This is a genomic window from Saccharothrix longispora (assembly GCF_031455225.1).
GTDB lineage: Bacteria > Actinomycetota > Actinomycetes > Mycobacteriales > Pseudonocardiaceae > Actinosynnema > Actinosynnema longispora.
On record NZ_JAVDSG010000001.1, the window covers coordinates 2,455,515 to 2,473,585 of the forward strand.

An 18,071-nucleotide genomic window follows, 5' to 3' on the forward strand; every position below is an offset into this window, starting at 1 on the left:
CCCGACTTCGGCCGGGGCCCGCAGTGCTCCCGCGCGCCCCCAACTCACCGCGCCCATCCACTTCCTCGCCTTCCAGGAGCCACACCGCCATGCCCCACAACCCCGACACCGGCATCTGGGACAGCAGCTACACCCCACCCCAACCCCACGACCTGCCCGCCATACGGCTCTACCTCCGCGAAGTCTTCGCCCAACCCGAAGCGCTCACCTTCCACACCACCATGGTCAAAGAAGGACGCTTCTCACTCGACCTCATCCGCTCACCCAACCCCGAACAGGCCGCACGGCTCATCCTCGACAACGAACGCGAACGCCTCGCCCAAGCCGCCCTCTACTGGGTCTCACCAGAGATGACCCAAGTCGCCACCGCCGCCGCCACCACCCTCCCCGAAAACCTGCGCATCGACGACACCCACCAGCCCGCCCAACACGGATTCATCGTCTTCGCCGAACCCATCGGCTCCTACCTCGGCGACGCACTGGGCGACCGGCGCGTCGACATCGCCGCCGCCTCCTGGGGACCACTACCAGGCATACCCGACGCCACCGGAATCACCTTCTACAGCGTCCGCGACCGCGACTACCTCCGCCACTGCCTCACCCGCATCCTCAGCCGACCACCCAAACACACCGAACTCCACACCGCGCTCACAGCCACACCCGAATGGCTATGGGACAACGAAATCACCCTGCACCACGGCCACACCATCGCCGACCTCAACCGCATCGGAGAACTCAGCACCCTCCTGGCCGGCCAAGCCGTCGTGCCCTGGCTGAAAGTCCTCTACGCCGCCTGGCTGCTGATGACCCAACCCGGCATCAGCCACACCGAACAAGCCACCCCCAACCGGCGCCTCCAACGCCGCGAAGCCCGAGACGGCGTACGCACCTCCGACGTCCGCATCGTGCACGTACACCGCCGCCACCGCGACACACCCACCGACAACCAGCCCACCAGCACCGGCGAACGCCAGTACACCGTGCGCTGGCTGGTCCGCGGCCACTGGCGCAACCAACCCCACGGCCCCGACCGATCCCTACGACGCCTCGTCTGGATCAACCCCCAAATCCGAGGCCCCCAGGACAAGCCGCTCAAAACCGGCCACACCGTCCACGTCTGGGACCGACCCACCAACCGGTAAGCCCCGTAGCCACACATCTCGAGGAGCTCAACGTCATGACCAGATGCCCCGCTCCTGCTCCGCCGGCACACGAGACCGCGGCCATCGCGCTGCGCGACCGGCCCGTGCACTTCCACGGCCCCTCCCGCGAATACGTCCACCCGCACCGACGGGTCATGCAGGTACCCGACCACACCTGGCCCGCCGAACACCCCGAAACCTGCACCTGGGACTCGCCGAGCGGCCGGTGGTTCGACCGCCACGGCCGTCCAGTCGACCCCGACACGTCGGACCACGATGCGGGCGTCTTCCTCCTCTGCCCCGGCTGCGGCCTCGACGCCACATAACCGCCACCCGTCCAACACCGGACGCGCCCAGCACCTGCCCCCAACATCGACAGCCGCCCGGCTCGACACAGCCATCGAGCCGGAAGACCACTTCACACCAGAACGCCTCGACGCTGCGACGGCTCGCCGCCCTACCCGGCCGACCACACCAGCGTCCAACGACACCGAAAGACAGCACACCATGAACAACTCCAGCACGGAGCCAGCAGCCGAGATCCAGCAGCTGCTCCCCGCCACCCCCACGCACGGCTCAGACGCTGAAGAGACCGCCCCGGACGACGCCGGCCTCACGTCGGAACCCCGGCCGCGCCCCCGGCTCGGCATGTACTGCCACGACGACCACGTCCACTTCCTCACCCTGCCCGACGACCCGGACGAACTCGCCCTACTGCCAATCGGCCTGGTCGGCGACCCCTTCGCCGACCGCGTCCACGTCGTGCGCGGCCTCGACTTCTGGATCGGAGACCACAGCCTGGAAAACCACCCGCCCAACCCGAACATGAACACCCTGCTCGACCACCTGCTCGCCGACATCACCTCCGGCACCTACACCGCCACCCACGGCGACCGGGCCTTCGTCCAACGGCTACTCGCCGCAGGCAGACCGCGCATCGCCGGACCATGCCTGCTCCTGGGACGCGACGAAACCACGAACGCCAGCACCGGCTTGCCCGAGACGTTCCTCGACTGGTCGCAACGCACAGCAATCCACGCCGTCACCGACTTGGTCCAGACGACCAGCACGCTCGGCAGAGTCGACGCCAGCGAGTAGACCGCCCGGCCTGTGCACGCACCCGAGACCGCACCGACGAGCACAGGGAGTCGGTGCTGCAACAGCCACCACTGGCAGGCACGTCGCTTACAGGAAGCCGTTGTGGGCAGGTGCAGACCCCCGGGAAGTCCGCGAGACGGTGAGGACGTGCCTGGCCGAAGCCAGGCACGTCCCGCGTCACCCGCACAAGCCCGAAGGCTTACCACCACCACAGGCAGTGGCTCGACCAAAAATGCGGGAACACAACGCATCAAGACCACGCAGGCTCCGAAGGGCCCTATCCTGACGCGCCACTCCAGTGTAGCGACCCAACGGATCATCGCCGCAGCTCCGGGACCACAGAGCACCGGTACATCCTGGACGCGGCCTGAACAGGAATTTGCCACCTCCTCGTCCACGTACGCGGCCAAGCGAACCTCACCCGGGAGCCGCGCGTCGCCAACGCCCCCTCGTGCCCTGAGGCTGTCATGCCGCGCAGACCGCCTCAAGGCACCCGAAATAATTCTTCTCCGCAAGCTCCGAACAATTATTTCAGGACCCACCTTGACCCGGTCTGCGCGACACGAAACCGGCACTACGCGAGGGGGGCGGCGAAAAGGGTTAAGCAACATTTAGGGTGCGTTGGACAATGCGTGCAAACCGCGTTTCGGGCAGACAAACGGCAGGTCAGCACGTTGGCAGTGCAGGTAACGGTTTGACGTCAAAAAATGAGCCGAGCCCTTTTGGTCTTGCGAATTGCGAGAATCGTTACTAGGATTAAACTGCAAGAAACGCCGGGAAGGCCAAACCCGACGGACACGCAGATCCGAATTTCGAGGTTACTCATGTCGCAGCACGTTTCTGTCCCTACGGCACTCGTCGATATCGCCTCCCTGGTCCGGGCCGGTGATCTGACCGCCGCCAAACGTCGCGTCCGTACCGTGGTCAACACCGCTGACCCGCAGACGTTGGCCCTGATGGGCAAGTGCGCCGCCACGCTGAGCAGCTACCCCTACGACATCGCCGTTGCAAAGCTGCGCAACGCCTGGCAACGCACCGCCAACCCCGAGGACCGCGCCGTCATCGCCGCCTGTGTCCCCGCCCAGGACCCCGGCCTCTACCACCCCGACACCACCAGCGCGCCCCGCTACGGACGCGGCAACTACCAGGCACCGCGCAACAGCAACTCCCGCCACGAACACAGCGCCCGCCGCACCGTGCCCGAACAGCGCCGCCGCTCCCGCGCCCAGAACGAACCGCGCACCGTCACCGAGTACAGCCAGACCCGCGCCGGAGTGGACGACGCCCCCGCTCGCGCAGAGCGGCCGATCGCTTATGAACTCGACTACGACCGCGCCGCCGTCGCTGACCTACGCACCCGCCCGTGCGTGTGGTGCGCCGGGGAACGCGCCGTCATCGACGTGCACACCGACCGGGTCAAGACCGGACACGGTGACGACGGCCTGTGCACCGAATGCCGCTCGCTCGACCGCCCCGGCATCCCCGAACTGCCCACCGGCCACACCTACACCGACGCCATCCACGCCCGATGCGTCTACCACGTCACCCACGGCGGAATGCCCGCCGTGCGCGCCGAGTGGCGACGCGCCATGCGGCATCAGCGCCGACTCGCAGCCGCCACCATCGAGCAGTGGGCGACCACCCACCAGCAGCGGCACGCCGCCGTCACGATCGCCGAAGGCGTGCCCTGCTGCGCCCACTGCGACGCCAACCTCAACAACAACCCCAACCCCCTCGACGTGCCCAACCAGCACGACCAGCGCACCGCGCCGCATGACCCGCGTTACTGCTCCCGCACCTGCGCCGCCGCCGCCGAGGACACCCCCGAACCCCAGCCGCAGCCCGACCGGGAACAGGAACCCCAGCCCGAGACCGCGCCCACGGTGGACGGTGGTTCGTGCGAGACGTGCGGAGACGTGAAGCAGGTCCGACAGGGTCTGTGCCTGGACTGCCGACGACTGGAGCAGCAGACCCCGCAGGAACCGCAGCAGCACGCCGAACCAGCAGCCGCTTAACCCTCACCCGCCGGCGGACGGGCCGACCCCGTCCGCCGACACCCGCCACGTAACCGGGGTGGCCGGCACCAAGCCGGCCACCCCGCCACAAACCGGCCCCACCCACCCACCCCCGACCGCCTCACGGCGACATCGAACCCGCCTGCGGCGGGTACTCACCCCCGCCAACCCCCACACCTCCCGCGCCCAAGCGATGCCCCCCACCCGCCGCGGGAGCATCACCGACACCACCACCGTCCGGCGGCACCATGCCGTTCGGCACGTCCTCACCAGAACCACTCAGCACGTCCGGCTCACCATCGACACCGGTGACGTCCTCGCCGACGCGGGTCCCACCGTCGATGTCCTCTTCCTGCTCATCCGACCCGTCCCCGACCGACGCCGACCGCGCCAAGCGCACCAACGACGCGACCATCTGATCCGACATCCCGCTATAACGCGCCAACTCCACCTCGTCGAACACCTCCAGCGCCGCCACGACCGCCTGCGCCAGACCCACCCGGGCCGTCTGCTTCTTCGCCCGCTCCGCCTCGATGTCCGCCCCGAGCTGCTCACGCAACACCGTGACCCGCTCACGGTGCCGCTTCCGCAACCCCGCGACCCGCTCGTCACTACCGCGCCGCGCCTCCTCGGCAGCCTCAGCAGCCCGCGCGACATCCCGGATCGCCGCCGTGCGCAGCCGCGCCCGCCGTCGGTCCTCCTCCGCCACCTGCCGGGCGATGTCCCTCGCCGACGCAGCCATGATCCCGACCTCCGCTCCGCACATCCCCCTGGGAGCACCACCACCGTAAACGCCGCTTCGGTTCAACTCCAGCACGAACGACAGTCGCCACAGCAATACAGGTCCGCTGTTGCGCACCTGTCGTGTCCGTGCTGCGGATGCCTTTTCGCCCAACGAAAGTCGGCATCGCACCGTCCATTGCGAACAACTGCAGCAGGATTAATGGATTTGCACTATGGTATTGGTGAGGTCCCACATCGAGCCGGCACGCCAGGTGTGGTGATCTCGGCCCCCACGCCAAGAGTCGAACAGGCGACAGGACGCGCTTCCTGTCGCCGAGCAGCGCGTGGGGGAGGTGGGTGTGTGGCCTACGTCAAGCCTCTCGGGTTCACCCCTGCGGAGATCGACTACCGGCTCGGTGAGCGCGACTCGTGCAGCGGCTCCGACCGTGAACGACCGCTCTCGACACACCCGCGGGGTGCTCCGCGGGGCCTGCTGTGGATCGGGCAGGGGTTGCGCGAGGTCGGCATCACCCCGCTGAGCCCGCTGACCCAAGACCAGTTCCCCTGGGCACGGGCCCTGGCTACCGGGCGCCACCCGCACACCGGCGAGGTGCTGGTGGAGCCGAAGAAGGCGGTGCCGGAGGACGCGAAGCTGCCGATCTCGCCGCTGGTGCGCGCCGTGCACGGCATCGCCGCCCAGGCCGGAGTGCCGGTGTCGGACGTGCTGACCGACCGCAGGTTGCGTGACATGTTCGCCACCGCGGAGCGGGTGTGGCGGGCCGACGGGGAGACCGCGCGCCTGCGCGCCGACCACGCCGGTCTCCTCCTCGACGCCCTGGGCCTGGTGCCGGACGAGGTGTGGCAGCCCGGCGCGTTCCAGCGGGCGACGGCGAACCTGTTCACCGTGGTGCAGAGCACCGGCCGTACCGGCAGGCCGCGCTTCAAGAGGGTGCCGCGGCGAGTCGTCGCCGGCAACGCCGCCTACGACCTCACCGTGGACATCCCCAAGGGGGATTCGGTGTTCCTGGCCATCGCCACGCCGGAGTTGGCCGCGCAGGCGGAGCCGATGTACCTGGAGCAGGTGTTGCGCACCGTCGACTGGCTCGAAGCGCGCACCGCCTACGGCATGCGCGGCAAACACGGCCAAGGCAAGACCGCGGCCACCGTGCCGGGTTCGGGTTTCCTCGGCTGGGCGATGATCGAACGCACCGCCCGGCCCACCGAAGGCATGCCGGTGGGCGATCCGCACTGGCACGTCCATCTCACCCTGGCCAACATGACCCGAGGGGTGGAGGACGGCAAGTGGAGCACCATCGCCGCCGGTGGCCGAGACCTCATCCGTCACGCACCGGTCGTGCAGCACATGGTGCACGCCCTGATCCGGCACCAGATGACGACCCGGTTCGGTGTGCGCTACCGCCGCAGCGAACGCACCGGACGCTGGGAGATCGCCGGCATCGCCGACGACACGCTGCGGCACTTCAGCAAACGCAACACCGACATCCGCGCCCTGCTCACCCAGCTCGGACACGACCCCGATACCGCGACCCGCGTCCAGCAGGACCTCGCGGCACGGCTGACCCGCCGACCCAAGACCGCACGCGGACAAGGCCACGGCGACACATCCGACGCCACCCTCCAGGACATCTGGCAGGGACAGGAACTTGCCGCCGGACGTGACCCGGCCGAACAGCTCCGACACGTCCTCGCCGGCGGACACCTGCCCGAAGACGGCGAGCAGCCCGAACCCGAACCGGTCGTCACCGCCGAGACCATCGCGCGACACCTGCTCGACCCGACTGCCGGTCTGACCTCGCACAGCCGCCGATTCACGCGCGCCGACGCACTGCGGCACGTCGCCGACGCGATGCCCGGCGGCTACGAGTCACCCGAGGCGATCGAGGCCATGACCGACCGGGTGCTGGCCCATCTGGAATTCGTCCGGCTGCCCCAGGGCGCGGAACTGGTGCACGGGGTGGGAGCGAAGCGGTCGTTGGCCGCGCAGCACATGGCCAACGCGCAGCAGTTCACCACCACCGACGTCATCGACGCCGAGAAGATCATCCTGCGCGACGCGAAGGCCAGCCATCCCGACCAGTCACCGGTCCGCGTCACCGACCCGGACCTGATACGGATGGCCCTCGATATCGTCGAGGCGGGTCAGGACTACCCGCTGTCCGACGAGCAGCGTGCCGCGGTGACGCGCCTGGCCACCGACGGCCGCATGATCGACACCGTCAACGGCGCCCCCGGCACCGGCAAGACCACCCTGCTGCGCGCCCTGCGCACGGTCCTGGAGGCTGCCGGATATGTGGTGCGGGGCGCGGCCAGCGCCGCCGTCGCCGCCCGCAACCTGCAAGCCGAATCCGGCATTCCCTCCAAGACGCTGACCTCGCTGCTGAGCACCGTCGAGGATCCGGACAGCACCGTCCTGACCGGTGTCGACGTGCTCGTGGTCGACGAAGCCAACCTCACCGACGACCGCGATCGCGCCAGGCTCTATCACCGCGCTGCCCGCACCGGCACCCGCGTCATCGAGGTCGGCGACAAGCTCCAGCTGCGCGGCGTCGGCGCGGGCTCGTTGTTCGGGCACGTCCACCGCCTCGTCGACGGCCCTGAACTGGTCGACAACCGGCGGCAGCGCGACGAGGACGAACGCGAGGCCATCGCGCTGTGGCGCGAGGGCCGCTACAGCGAAGCCCTCGCGATCTGGATGCTGGGCAACCGGCTGGTGGCCACCGACACCACCTCGGAGGCGACCGCCGCCATGCTCGCCACCTGGGCGCGGATGCGCGCCGGAGCACCCGACCCGCACACCGAGATCCGCGGCCTGGTCATGCTCAGCGCCACCCGTGACATGGTCGACCGGCTCAACCACGGCGCCCAGGCCCTGCGCCTGGCCGATACCGAACTCGGCCCCGGCCGCACCTACGCGCTACGACACGGCGGCGAGATCCGCTTCCACATCGGTGACCACGTGCTGATGCGCATCAACGCCGTGCAGCGCCGCACGCTGGCCGACACCGACGTCCTCAACGGCTACCGCGCCGTCGTCACCCACATCGCCGACGACGGCACGCTGACCGTCGAATGGCAGGAGGACGCCGCCGACGGCCGCACCACCCGCCTCGGCCGGCTCACCCCGGAGTACATCGCCCGCGGCGGCGTGTCCCTCGGCTACGCCATGACCGTGCACAAGTCCGAAGGGCTGACGGTCGGGGACCAGTGGCGCGGCCCCGCGGGGGAGTGGTCGGGCGGCACGGTGCTGTTCCACGCCGCCGGGGCCGACAACCCCGCGGCCCACGTCGCCACCAGCCGGCACCGCAGGGCCGTGCACCTCTTCGCGCCACTCGACGCGCTCGACACCGAACGCGAAGCCACCGCCCGACCCGCCCCACAGACCCGCGCGGAGCGGATGGAACACGCCGTCGAGAAGCTCGCCCGCCGCGCCCGCAGCACCGAAACCTCACCTGACGACCTGCCCGTCGTCGTCCAGCTCGGGCTCACCGAGTTCCGTGACCTCACCGACGCCCAGACCCGCGAGCAGCACGCCCGCGATGCCGCAGCAGCCGAACGCGAAGCCGTCCGCCGCCGCGAGGAGCGCGCCGAGCACAGCGCCGAAGCCACGCAGGCACGCGCCGAACGCGCCCAGCGGGACCAGCAATCGCGAGACCGCGCGGCGGCCCTGCTGCGCGAGGTGTGGCGCCACGAGCCCGACCTGGTGGAGCGGATCATCGCCGCCGCCGCGTTCACCACTGCGGCCCGGCGTCTGGCCGAGGTCGAGAACTCAGGCCTGGACGTGCGCGACGTGCTGGCCCAGGTACCGCTGCGCACCGTCACCTCCGACGCTGTCACCGACCCCGCGGCGTTCACCGCATGGGCCGTACGCGACGCCGCCGAACGCCTCGCCGACGGTCATGTCGACACCCGGCGCGAGCAGGACGACCGCCGACAGCAGTGGCAGCTGCTGCGCGATCAGGTCGCCGACCTGGTGCGCGAGACCTGGACCGCACGCCCCGAACTGGCCGAAACCGTGATCACCAGCCCCACGTTCGACGCCGTCGTGCGCCAACTCGACCGCCACGCGGTCGCCGGACTGGACGCCCGCACCCTGCTGGCACGCGTCCCGCTGGCCAAGGTCGGCCACGACAACGTCGAAGACCCCGCCCGCCTCACCGCCTACTTCATCAAGCGCACCGCCGGCGCCCACCAGTGGGAGGCCGACAAGGCACAGAGAGGCAGCGACCGGGCCGCCGCCGAACGCCACCGCCGCCGCACCGCCCTCGAACACCTCCGCCGGGCGTGGCCCGACCACCCCGAGGTCGTCGACCTCGTCGCCGGCGGACCTGCGTTCGGCGCACTCGCCCAGCGGATCGAGCAAGCCGCCGAAGGCGGTGTCGACGTGCACGCCGCGCTGCGCCAGGTCTCACCCACCGAGGTCAGCGGCAGGCGGGTCAAGAACCCCTCGGCGTTGACCACCGCCGCCTTCCAGCGCGCTGCACAGCAGCACACCGAACCTGCCAAGACCACTGCGGGTGCTGCCGACCGCAAACCGGAAACCCGACAGCCGGAAACCCGCAGGGCACAGCACTGGGCGGAGCGCGAACACGGCCGCCACAACGACGAGCACCTCCAGCGCCTGCTCGCAGCCGAGCAGCAGCGCCTCATCACTCTTGACCGCGCCCTCGATGAAGCGCGCCGGCAGGCCGACGAACTGCGGCTCCAGGTCGACGCCCAAGTCGGTCCGGCCGTGCGGGCGCTCGACGAACACCTGCACCGGCTCCGCGAACAGGCCAACCTGATCCGTCAAGCCGACGACCTCGAAACGCGCTGGCACACAGCCCTGGAGCAGGCGGAGAACGCCGCCGCCGACCGCGCACGCACCCAGCACGCCCTCGATGCCCTGGGCCCGCTAGCCCGAACCCGCCGCACCGAACTGGCCGAGCAGGTCCGACAGCACACCGAACGGGAGGAACAAGCACACGCACACGCCCGCGACCTCGCCGCCCAGGCGGCCCGGCTCCACGAGCGCACAGGGCCACCCGAGCAACGCCACTACACCCTCGTGCGCGCCAACGCAGCCGAAAAAGACCACGAACACGCACGCCCCAGAGCCCACCAACGCGACCTCGACACACTCACCACCGCCCAGCACCGCGCCGAACGCCTCGCCGTCGAACACCACAACCTCAGCCGACGCATCGACGGCCTGCGCACCGAGGCAGAACTGCGCGCGAACCAACCCGAGGAAATCCGCGAACGCGAACGACAGGAACGTCACAACGAGCTAGTTTCCGCCCACGAGCCAGCCGGCCGCGCATCGGAGCTGGCCGTCGAGCGCCAGCCCCACCTCGACGACCTCGAACCCCCGCACCCCGGCAGCGGGATCGAACCCCAGCCGAGTGACCGGTAGCAGCCGGGGTCTGTCAAACGAGCCGAGCGGCTCTGACCTGTAGTCGGTGGTGACGCTGAGCATCTGTCAGGGTAGGAGGATGCGGTGGTGGAGGAGGTCGAATCCGGCGCGTCCGTGCATCTGGCTCATGATCCTCTTGGTGCGGGTGTTGACGCCTTCGGCGCGACCATTGTGGTAGGGCAAAGTCACAGCGGCGTCCACAGCGGACCGGTCGATCCGAGACCGTTGGTGAGGATGCGGTGCGGCGGCCGGTGAGCAGGTAGGACTCGATCATCCACGCCGCGCAGAGGTGGAAGCCGCCCTCGTCGCCGGGCAGGCCGTCGTCGCGCCGGTAGCGGTAGACGGTGGACCCGGAGCGCAGTTCGGCCTCGATCGCCGTGACGGTGGCCTGGAAGCGGTCGTCCGCGGGGTCGATCAGGCCGGACAGGCCGACGTGCAGGGAGGCGGCGTCGAGGTCGTCGCCGTCGTAGGCGGTGGTGAACGACTGCGCTTCCTCGCTCCAGCCGTGCTTGAGCACGTCGCCCGCGATGGTGTCGCGCAGCACCGGCCACGACGGGTCGACGTCGCGCCCGTAGGTCTCGGCGAGCCGCACCGCCCGGTCCAGCGTCACCCAGCACATGACCTTGGAGTACACGTGGTGGCGCGGCGCGTGCCGCTCCTCCCAGATGCCGTGGTCGGGCTCGTGCCAGCGCCGGGCGACCGCCTCGGCCATCGCCTGCACCATCAGCCAGTCCTGGTCGGTCAGCGCGCCGCGCGCGGTGACCAGTCGCCTGCGGCACGGCCACTTCCTACGCGCCGACGTCGTCGACACCGATCACGTCCTGGCTGCGTGCACGGCGAACGGGTGGCTCGACCTCGGGGAGCCGGTGGAGGTACTGGCGGTGGGCCTGCTGCATCTGCTGCCGCAGGCGCACCTGCGGTCAGTCGTGCCCCGGTACTGCGCCTCGCGAGGTCGCGCGCCTCGTCGCCGGGCTGGGCGGTTCGGCGCACCCGCGCGGTCACGTCGACGTGACCGCCATGCTCACGGGCCTCTGCCTCGTCAAGCCGGGTGTCGCCGCGCTGCCGTACCGGTGGGCGCCCGGTCTGTTCCCCTCCCAGGCGCCGCCGATGGCGGAACCTGTCACGGCGCTGGTCGGGCTGAGGGTCAAGTGGTGGGCTCGTGCCCCCGGCGGGCTGGTCGGACACCGGTGAACAGGCAACACCTGTTGCCCTAACAGGTACACCGCCTTCGCGGCGACTGCTGGGCGTCCCTGCGTGCGCATAACGTGTCGGTAGACCCGACCGCCGATCCCGGAGCGCGCAGAATGCCGCAATCGTCGCGCCAGTTCGACACGCCGGTCCTGCCGGTGACCTCGTCCTCGGGCACCCGTGCCCTGCGCTACGACGACGGTCGGGCGGTGATCGCCGACGTCGGTGGCGCGACGACCTGGGCGGAGCCGGTGCGATGGGCGGCATGTGATCAGTCCGGTGCGGACGATGCCCTCGTGGCCGCGTTCGCGCTCGGTCCCCACGTGCTGGTGGTCGAGGACCGCGACCGCAGGGGCATGGACCGCTCTTGGCTGTCGCACGGCACGTTCGCGGTGCCCGCGTGGTGCGGTATCGACGGTGAGTCGGCTTTCGTGGTCGGCTGGGACGGCGAGGTGCTCGCCGGATCCGACGACGACCTCGCCGGTGTCGAGCTGCTGTGCCGGCTCGCGGGCGCCCATCCGGCGCTCGCCGACGTCACCGGGACCGCGCGGGTCGCGATCCCGCCGGGATGAGCGGTCGACCGCCGCTCCGGCGGTCGACCGGAGGTGTCCGGCGCGGCGCTCCCGCCGTGACCGGGTTGGCAAGCACGAAGATCTGGAGGAGCAATGCGCAAGTCGAAGTCGCGTCGCGTCGCGCTGGCAGGGCTGACCGCCGCCACGGGGTTGGCGCTCTCGGTGCTCGGCGCCGGGCAGGCCCAGGCGGCGACGCCCGGCACGCTCAAGGTCTGCACGGGCAAGAACTTCTTCATCACCGTCCAGTTCCCCGGTCGCGGCGGTGCGTCCATCACCCCGGCCAAGTGGCCGAACGAGGTCGCATGCCTCACGTCCCGGATCGGGGGCAACGGGACCAACGAGCGCTTCGACGTTTACAGCGGGAGCCGCTACCTGGGTTCGTCCATCTACAACAGCTCGCGCGGCGCCGAAATCCACGGCGTCCCCGGGCCGAGCTTCTACGTCATCTGACGCCCGACTCGACGAGCGGTGTCCGGGGCTCTGCCGCCCCGGACACCGCTCGTCGGCGTTTCCGGCACCAACGGTCTCGGATCGACTGGTCCGCTGTGGACGCCGCTGTGATCGTGCCATACCACAATGGTCGCGCCGAAGGCGTCAACACCCGCACCAAGAGGATCATGAGGCAGATGCACGGACGCGCCGGATTCGACCTCCTCCACCACCGCATCCTCCTACCCTGACAGATGCTCAGCGTCACCACCGATTACAGGTCAGAGCCGCTCGTTTGACAGACCCTGCGGCGCTGGTCGAGGTAGCACTGGAACGCCATCGATGGTCGCAGGGCGCGTCTATCCGAAGCTGCTGACTGGGTCGTTCCGATGCGGAGGTAGCGGTCCAGGAGGTTGGCGCTGCCGGAGTAGCCGAGGACGCGGCTCTCGGCAAGCAGGTGGGTGACCGGGACGTCGGGTCGCCGCGTCAGGCGTTGGCAGTGCTCGCGGTAGAAGGCGACCATGCCGCGCCGGTAGGTCGGCGGATACCGGGAATCCTCGCCGGAGGCGACGCGGGCGTAGGGACGATTCATGGCGACGTACGCCGATACTCGGCGATACGCATGCCAGCTGTTCAGACCTGCCCGAACAGCGTCGTCTTCCGAGCGGTGAGCTCCGCTGCGATCGTTCTACCGATTGACGGGCGCGGACGACGAATCCGCGTTCGGTGGTTCGCCTGTCGCGGTGAATCCGAACGAGGAGTGCGTGGCTCTGCTTTCGCCGGGGTCCGCAAGCTGGTGGTGGTCGGCTGGACGGAGGGCCTCGCCGGGGGTGGTGCGCCAAGAGGCGGGGTGCTCACCCGCACGGCAGCCGGCGGGGTCGCTGCCCAGCCAGTGATCGAGCCGGGAGCGGAAGCCGGGTAGGTAGCGCAGGTGGTAGTCGCCGGCCATCAGGGGTGTGGTGCGGCGGTCATGGTGGCTGTCGTAGTAGACCCAGACCATGACGGCGAGGTCGTGGGCGAGGCCGGGATGCTGCGGCCAGCAGTCGGGAATGAGTTCGCGACTGGACACCGCGTGCACCAGGTTATAGTCGGTCACCCACCGCCGCACGGTCCGCCTCAGTGCTGCGGCTTGCTCGTCCGACAGGGCGGCCCACGTCCACGGGGTGCGTCGCACCGTGGCGGGTTCGGCGTCCAGCAGGGCCAGCAACACCGTCACGTCGTGCTCGGCAGACGCTTCGAGTGCCGTCGAGGCGGGATCTGTCGGGTGGCCGGTCACGGCTGGGTGTTTCCGGGTTGGTTGAAGGTGGCGCGTGCGTCGGCTGCGTCCATGGCTGCTCGGGCGCGGCTGTGTTCACGGCTGCGTGCTTCGCGCACGATCGCGTCGACGGCGTCGACCTCGCGGTGTATGCGGCGGCGCAGCCGTAGGCGTTGGTGGATCGTGGGTGCGGAGGCGATGAACAGACCACTGCCGCGGGGGGCGATGACGGCGCGGCCGTCGGCCAGGCGCTGCTGCTCGGAGACCGGCAGGCTGTCCACGCGGGTGACCTGGTCGCCGCCCCGTTCGCGGGCCCGCTCGACGAGGGCTGCGTTGCCCGCTCGGGTGGTCAGTTCGGGGGCGACGGTCATGTCCAGTCCGCCGACCAGCGTGATGCCGGCCGAGGCGCGCAGGCTGTCGGCCTGGGCGCCGTAGAGTTCGTCTTCCTGGCTGCTGCTCTGTACCGAGTAGAGGTAGTGGATGCCGTGTTTGCGCATGGTGTTGCCGACGTAGGGCAGGTTGGGCACCACGACGCTGTGCCGCAACTCGTCGAGGACCGCGACGAACGGCACGGGCAACCGGCTCCTAGGATGGGCGAGTGCCGCGGTGCGGGCGGCGATGAACATCTCGGCGGTGAACAGCGACAACAGCGGGCGTACGCGGTGGACGCGGTCGGGGTCGGCCAGCACGTAGACAGTGCCGCCGTCACGGACGAACCCGGTCATGTCGAACGACCGGTCCGGGTGTACGTCGCAGAAGGCGCGGCCTTCGCGGCTGATGAGGGCGTTGATGGTCAGCGCGAGGTAGCGCTCGACGCCGGAGGTGGTGCGGTCGGAGCGGGTGCTCAGGTGGGTGGTCAGGGCGAGCAGGGCGGTGCGGTCGGTGTGCGGGTGTTCGGCGAGCACGCGGCGTGGGGTGGTGTGTTGGGTGTCGGAGAGCCACTGGGTGATCTCGTCGAGGCCGTAGCCGCCCAGTGCCGCCGCGTACAACCAGGCGGCCAGGACTTCGGCGGCGGAGTTGCGGAAGAACACGTCGTCCTCGCTGCCGCGTCGCTGTGTGCCCGCGGTGTCGGAGCCTGCGACCAGGGCGTGGGCGCGTCGGGTGGCGACGGCGAAGTCGGCGCACCCGTCGATGGGGTTCCAGCGCACCTGTGGAAAGCCTGCGGTGAATCGATCGGCCGGGTCGGAGAAGTCCACCGCGGCGACCGGGTACTCGTAGGTTCGGCGGTGGCGGGGCAGCTGGCTCCACGGTGCCCGCGCGGGGCGTGTGGGGCGGTGCTGCCGGGCGAGCACGGTATGGGTGAACACCGCCGGTTCGATGCTCAGCACCATCGCCGGGCCGGGCAGGTCGCGGATGATGGGGATGAGCAGGCGTAGCGTCTTGCCCCAGCCGGTGCGGCCGAGGATGCGGATGTTGTGCTCGAAGTGTGCCCACAGCGGCACCCACGGCGCCCACGGCCGCACAGGGCGGCCCAGGCGGTAGCCGAACGCGGCGGTGGGCATGGTCAGCCGGGTCCACCACCGGCTTCGCGGCCACGTCACCCGCCCCTTGCCGCGGACCTGCCGACGGCCCAGTGCGCGCCGGACTTCGCGGGTGCTGGCCAGCCCTTCGCGCCGGTACCCAGCCACGGGCGCGACCACGAATGCGAGCCATGCCGCCCACAGCGGCAGGGCAGCCGTCGCAACCGGCAGCGGGCGCACCGGCCACTGGATGGTTACCGGCCACCGCGTGCCGATCTCGTGTGGGGGAGCGGCTGGAACCGGTTCGGGAACGTTGGCGGTCAACGGCGCGGTCGAGCCGAAGGTGGTGGTCGGGGCCGGGGGTCGGTAGGTCGGCAGTCCCACTAGCCCGTCGTCACCGTGGACCGGTGAGTGCAGCTGGAGCCGGGGTGGCCGCCAGCCTTGCCCGTCAAGCACGGCGAGCAGCCCCGTGGCCAGCCACACGGTCACGATCGCGCCGGCCAGAGCGAGCAGCAGGCCCGCGGCGCGGCGGCGGCGTTGTTCCAGCGTGGTTCGGTGCCGTCGCAGGATCACCATGCGCGCACCACGGTCGAGTCGAACCCCGCGGGGGTGCGCACCATGCTGACCTTGACGACGTCACCGCTCTGAGGTGCCTCGACCATGTAGTGCACGCCCTGAAGCACACCGAGGTAGAGCGCGACGTGAGTGGCCGGGCGTCCCCAGAACAGCATGTCGCCGGGTTGGGCCTGCTCCCAGGGCAGTGGGTGGCCGAACCGCTGCTGGTCCTGCGAGACCCGGGGCAGGGTGACACCGATCTGGGCGAAGGCGTAGACCATCAGACCGGAGCAGTCGAAGCCCACGGTGGCGTAGTCGCCGTGGGCGTCGGCGACGCCGCCGTCGCGGATGCCCACGGTGGGGCCGGCTGTGTTGCCACCGCCCCAGGAGTAGCGGGTTCCCAGGTAGCTCAACGCTGCGGCCACCATCGTGGTGACTCGTTCGTTGGGCATGGTGAGCGTGCCGAGGATCCCGGTTTCGGGCGGCAGGGTGATCGTAGTGCCGCTGACCAGCACGCGGATCGGCCCGGACCCGCCACCCGGCGCGCACACGATGCCAGCGGCACCGTCGGCGCCGCCTTGGGCGAGGGTGCCATCGTGGAGCTGGGCGGCCAGCGCGGTGGCCCACCGGTCCCATCGGGCGTACCAGGAGGCTCCGGCGCCGGATGCCTGCACGGTCTGCGCCGCGTCGCCCAGCGCCACGGCCGGGTCGTCGTAGTTCGGAATTCGCGTCAGGAGTTGCTCGTAGAACGCCCTGGCGGTGTCGGCCGGATCGGTTCGATTGACGCCTGCGTACAGCTCGCCCTGCTGCTGGAACAACCCGAGGCTGCGCCCGGAGACCGCGTTCGGGTCCAGGGTCGACTCCTGCATCGCCGTGGCCAGGGCGATCGCGGTACCGCGCCGTGTCACACCCAAGCCCTTGCCGACGGCGACGACGGTCCGCGCGACGGCCATCTGGTCGGCGCTCAGCGTGGCTTCCACCTGCTCACCCGGAGCGGTCGCCTGACCACCCGCCTGACCGGCCGGCGAGATGGTGACCGTGCAACCACCACGGAGCGGGGTCGCCGATGCGTCCTGCACACCGGCGCTGAGCAACGCAACCAGCAGAAGCAGGCTGAACAGGACGGCTGCGCCGCCGAGGAGGCCCTTGACCATCGCCCTCAACCACCGACCGCGGCCAGGTCGACCCGCCACGTGCCGTCGGCCTGGCGCAGCATGACCCGGGTCGAAGACACCGACTCGACGTAGCGTCCCCCTGCGGCGGTGGTGATCACCCGATCGGCGGCGACCCGCACCACGACCCGCTGCGGGGTGCGGGGTGCGCTGGGCACGACCTGGGCGACGGGCGCGGAGCACCTTCCGGTCTCTCCGGCCGCGCCGGCCTGTTCCCAGCTTCGCGCGGTTCGCTCGTCGCCGGTGGGGTCGAACAGCGACCAGGCGACATCCGTCATCGCCGGCAGGGCTCGCCGTTCGGCGTCGCCGAACTGGTCCTCGCCGGTGTTGAACGGGCACCACCGGGCCAGCCACGCCCTCGCTGCGTCCTGCGGATCGGCCAGTTCCCGGCGTGCCGGTGGGCCTGGTGGAGCGGTGATCACGGCGATCGTCGCCGGGTCCGTCGCGGTCCGGGGGTGGGCTTGTGTGGGTGCGACGCCGGAGGGCGGGATGGGCGGTTGCTCCGGCAACGACCACGCGGACGACGGGATGACGACGGAAGGCGGAACCGTCAACGTCGTCGAGGTGGTGGGCGGCGCCTCGATGGGCGCCGATTCACCACGGGGTTCACCCGGAACCTCCACGGCGCCTGGCTCGTCGCCCCTCGACCAGGCCACGGCCACCACCGCGGCGACCACGGTGGCCACCGCGGCGAGGGCTGCGATGTTCCGGCTGGCCGGTATGGGTCGCCACGGCACGCGCACGGCGTCACCGCCCTGGTCGTGGCCGTGGGCGAACCGGCGGTGCAGCTCGACGCGCCGTTGCGCGCCGAGCGCGCGTACCTCGCGCCGCCGCTGGGCGCGGGCACGGCCACCCGAGCCCCACGGCCACCAGCCGGGCCGGGGGCCGAGCAGGTCACGTCCCCACAGTGCGCGGCGTACCTGTCGTGCGACCTGCACCGGATGATCGGCGTCGTCATCGAGCCGGCCGCCGACAGGGCTGGACGGCGCGGTCCCGTACGGCTCGGAGCCGTCGCGTGCCGGATCGGGATGTGCCATCGGTGCTGCTCT

General features: G+C 70.5%; 13 protein-coding genes and 2 pseudogenes. 7 read left to right on the forward strand and 8 right to left on the reverse strand.

The genetic code is table 11. The annotated features are described in order from the left end of the window. Nucleotides 1–89 precede the first annotated feature (89 nt). The 3 genes from J2S66_RS09845 (at nt 90) to J2S66_RS09855 (ending at nt 4,255) form a co-directional block, all read left to right on the forward strand. Complete coding sequence (locus J2S66_RS09845) at nt 90–1,142, forward strand: AcrVA2 family anti-CRISPR protein (RefSeq protein WP_310306451.1); 1,053 nt, start codon at nt 90–92, stop codon at nt 1,140–1,142. A gap of 507 nt (nt 1,143–1,649) precedes the next feature. Next, entirely contained in the window at nt 1,650–2,240 is a 591-nt protein-coding gene (locus J2S66_RS09850; RefSeq protein WP_310306453.1) for a hypothetical protein, read from the forward strand. A 920-nt stretch (nt 2,241–3,160) separates the two neighbouring features. Beyond that, nucleotides 3,161–4,255 carry a hypothetical protein gene (locus J2S66_RS09855; RefSeq protein WP_310306455.1) on the forward strand — a complete coding sequence of 365 codons (1,095 nt, stop codon included), beginning with the start codon at nt 3,161–3,163 and terminating at the stop codon, nt 4,253–4,255. 121 nt (nt 4,256–4,376) lie between these two features. Here the strand turns inward: J2S66_RS09855 and J2S66_RS09860 are convergent, their stop codons facing one another. Beyond that, complete coding sequence (locus J2S66_RS09860) at nt 4,377–4,997, reverse strand: hypothetical protein (RefSeq protein ID WP_310306457.1); 621 nt, start codon at nt 4,995–4,997, stop codon at nt 4,377–4,379. 342 nt (nt 4,998–5,339) lie between these two features. Here J2S66_RS09860 and mobF point away from each other — a divergent pair, with 342 nt between their 5' ends. Continuing rightward, complete coding sequence (gene mobF / locus J2S66_RS09865) at nt 5,340–10,391, forward strand: MobF family relaxase (protein ID WP_310306459.1); 5,052 nt, start codon at nt 5,340–5,342, stop codon at nt 10,389–10,391. Between the two features lie 66 nt (nt 10,392–10,457). On the opposite strand, the pseudogene J2S66_RS37120 reads toward mobF, so the two are convergent. Together J2S66_RS37120 and J2S66_RS09870 are read right to left on the reverse strand one after the other, a co-directional pair. Continuing rightward, nucleotides 10,458–10,637 (reverse strand): annotated as a pseudogene (locus J2S66_RS37120) (ISL3 family transposase); the annotation flags it as partial. Further along, nucleotides 10,630–11,157: pseudogene (locus J2S66_RS09870) on the reverse strand (glycoside hydrolase family 15 protein); the annotation flags it as partial. The pseudogenes J2S66_RS09870 and J2S66_RS37120, both read right to left, overlap by 8 nt. A 251-nt stretch (nt 11,158–11,408) precedes the next feature. On the opposite strand from J2S66_RS09870, the gene J2S66_RS09875 reads away from it, so the two are divergent. From J2S66_RS09875 to J2S66_RS09885, 3 genes are all read left to right on the forward strand, one after another. Further along, nucleotides 11,409–11,582, forward strand: coding sequence for a hypothetical protein (locus J2S66_RS09875; protein ID WP_310306461.1), 174 nt, complete (start codon nt 11,409–11,411; stop codon nt 11,580–11,582). A gap of 113 nt (nt 11,583–11,695) precedes the next feature. After that, nucleotides 11,696–12,151: a hypothetical protein gene (locus J2S66_RS09880; protein WP_310306463.1), complete on the forward strand. Its 456-nt coding sequence runs from the start codon at nt 11,696–11,698 to the stop codon at nt 12,149–12,151. Nucleotides 12,152–12,244: 93 nt separating this feature from the next. Continuing rightward, nucleotides 12,245–12,601 carry a hypothetical protein gene (locus J2S66_RS09885; RefSeq protein ID WP_310306465.1) on the forward strand — a complete coding sequence of 119 codons (357 nt, stop codon included), beginning with the start codon at nt 12,245–12,247 and terminating at the stop codon, nt 12,599–12,601. Nucleotides 12,602–12,854: 253 nt separating this feature from the next. Here J2S66_RS09885 and J2S66_RS09890 read toward each other — a convergent pair whose 3' ends face one another. From J2S66_RS09890 to J2S66_RS09910, 5 genes are all read right to left on the reverse strand, one after another. Next, nucleotides 12,855–13,172, reverse strand: coding sequence for a hypothetical protein (locus J2S66_RS09890; RefSeq protein WP_310306467.1), 318 nt, complete (start codon nt 13,170–13,172; stop codon nt 12,855–12,857). Nucleotides 13,173–13,268: 96 nt separating this feature from the next. After that, nucleotides 13,269–13,796, reverse strand: a complete 528-nt coding sequence (locus tag J2S66_RS09895) for a hypothetical protein (protein ID WP_310306468.1) — start codon at nt 13,794–13,796, stop codon at nt 13,269–13,271. 56 nt (nt 13,797–13,852) lie between these two features. Beyond that, entirely contained in the window at nt 13,853–15,871 is a 2,019-nt protein-coding gene (locus J2S66_RS09900; protein WP_310306470.1) for a type IV secretory system conjugative DNA transfer family protein, read from the reverse strand. Next, nucleotides 15,865–17,004 carry a C40 family peptidase gene (locus J2S66_RS09905; RefSeq protein ID WP_310306472.1) on the reverse strand — a complete coding sequence of 380 codons (1,140 nt, stop codon included), beginning with the start codon at nt 17,002–17,004 and terminating at the stop codon, nt 15,865–15,867. The genes J2S66_RS09900 and J2S66_RS09905 overlap by 7 nt, the downstream gene beginning before the upstream one ends. Nucleotides 17,005–17,009: 5 nt before the next feature. Continuing rightward, nucleotides 17,010–18,059 (reverse strand): hypothetical protein, encoded by a 1,050-nt coding sequence (locus J2S66_RS09910; RefSeq protein WP_310306475.1) that lies wholly within the window; start codon nt 18,057–18,059, stop codon nt 17,010–17,012. Nucleotides 18,060–18,071 lie beyond the last annotated feature (12 nt).

Excerpts from the sequence above, each read along its gene's own strand:
- J2S66_RS09875 (WP_310306461.1), top strand. The coding sequence starts at position 11,409 with ATGCTCACGGGCCTCTGCCTCGTCAAGCCGGGTGTCGCCGCGCTGCCG.
- J2S66_RS09880 (WP_310306463.1), top strand. The coding sequence starts at position 11,696 with ATGCCGCAATCGTCGCGCCAGTTCGACACGCCGGTCCTGCCGGTGACC.
- J2S66_RS09910 (WP_310306475.1), bottom strand. The coding sequence starts at position 18,059 with ATGGCACATCCCGATCCGGCACGCGACGGCTCCGAGCCGTACGGGACC.
- J2S66_RS09845 (WP_310306451.1), top strand. The coding sequence starts at position 90 with ATGCCCCACAACCCCGACACCGGCATCTGGGACAGCAGCTACACCCCA.
- J2S66_RS09885 (WP_310306465.1), top strand. The coding sequence starts at position 12,245 with ATGCGCAAGTCGAAGTCGCGTCGCGTCGCGCTGGCAGGGCTGACCGCC.
- J2S66_RS09905 (WP_310306472.1), bottom strand. The coding sequence starts at position 17,004 with ATGGTCAAGGGCCTCCTCGGCGGCGCAGCCGTCCTGTTCAGCCTGCTT.
- J2S66_RS09890 (WP_310306467.1), bottom strand. The coding sequence starts at position 13,172 with ATGAATCGTCCCTACGCCCGCGTCGCCTCCGGCGAGGATTCCCGGTAT.
- J2S66_RS09900 (WP_310306470.1), bottom strand. The coding sequence starts at position 15,871 with ATGGTGATCCTGCGACGGCACCGAACCACGCTGGAACAACGCCGCCGC.
- J2S66_RS09860 (WP_310306457.1), bottom strand. The coding sequence starts at position 4,997 with ATGGCTGCGTCGGCGAGGGACATCGCCCGGCAGGTGGCGGAGGAGGAC.
- J2S66_RS09850 (WP_310306453.1), top strand. The coding sequence starts at position 1,650 with ATGAACAACTCCAGCACGGAGCCAGCAGCCGAGATCCAGCAGCTGCTC.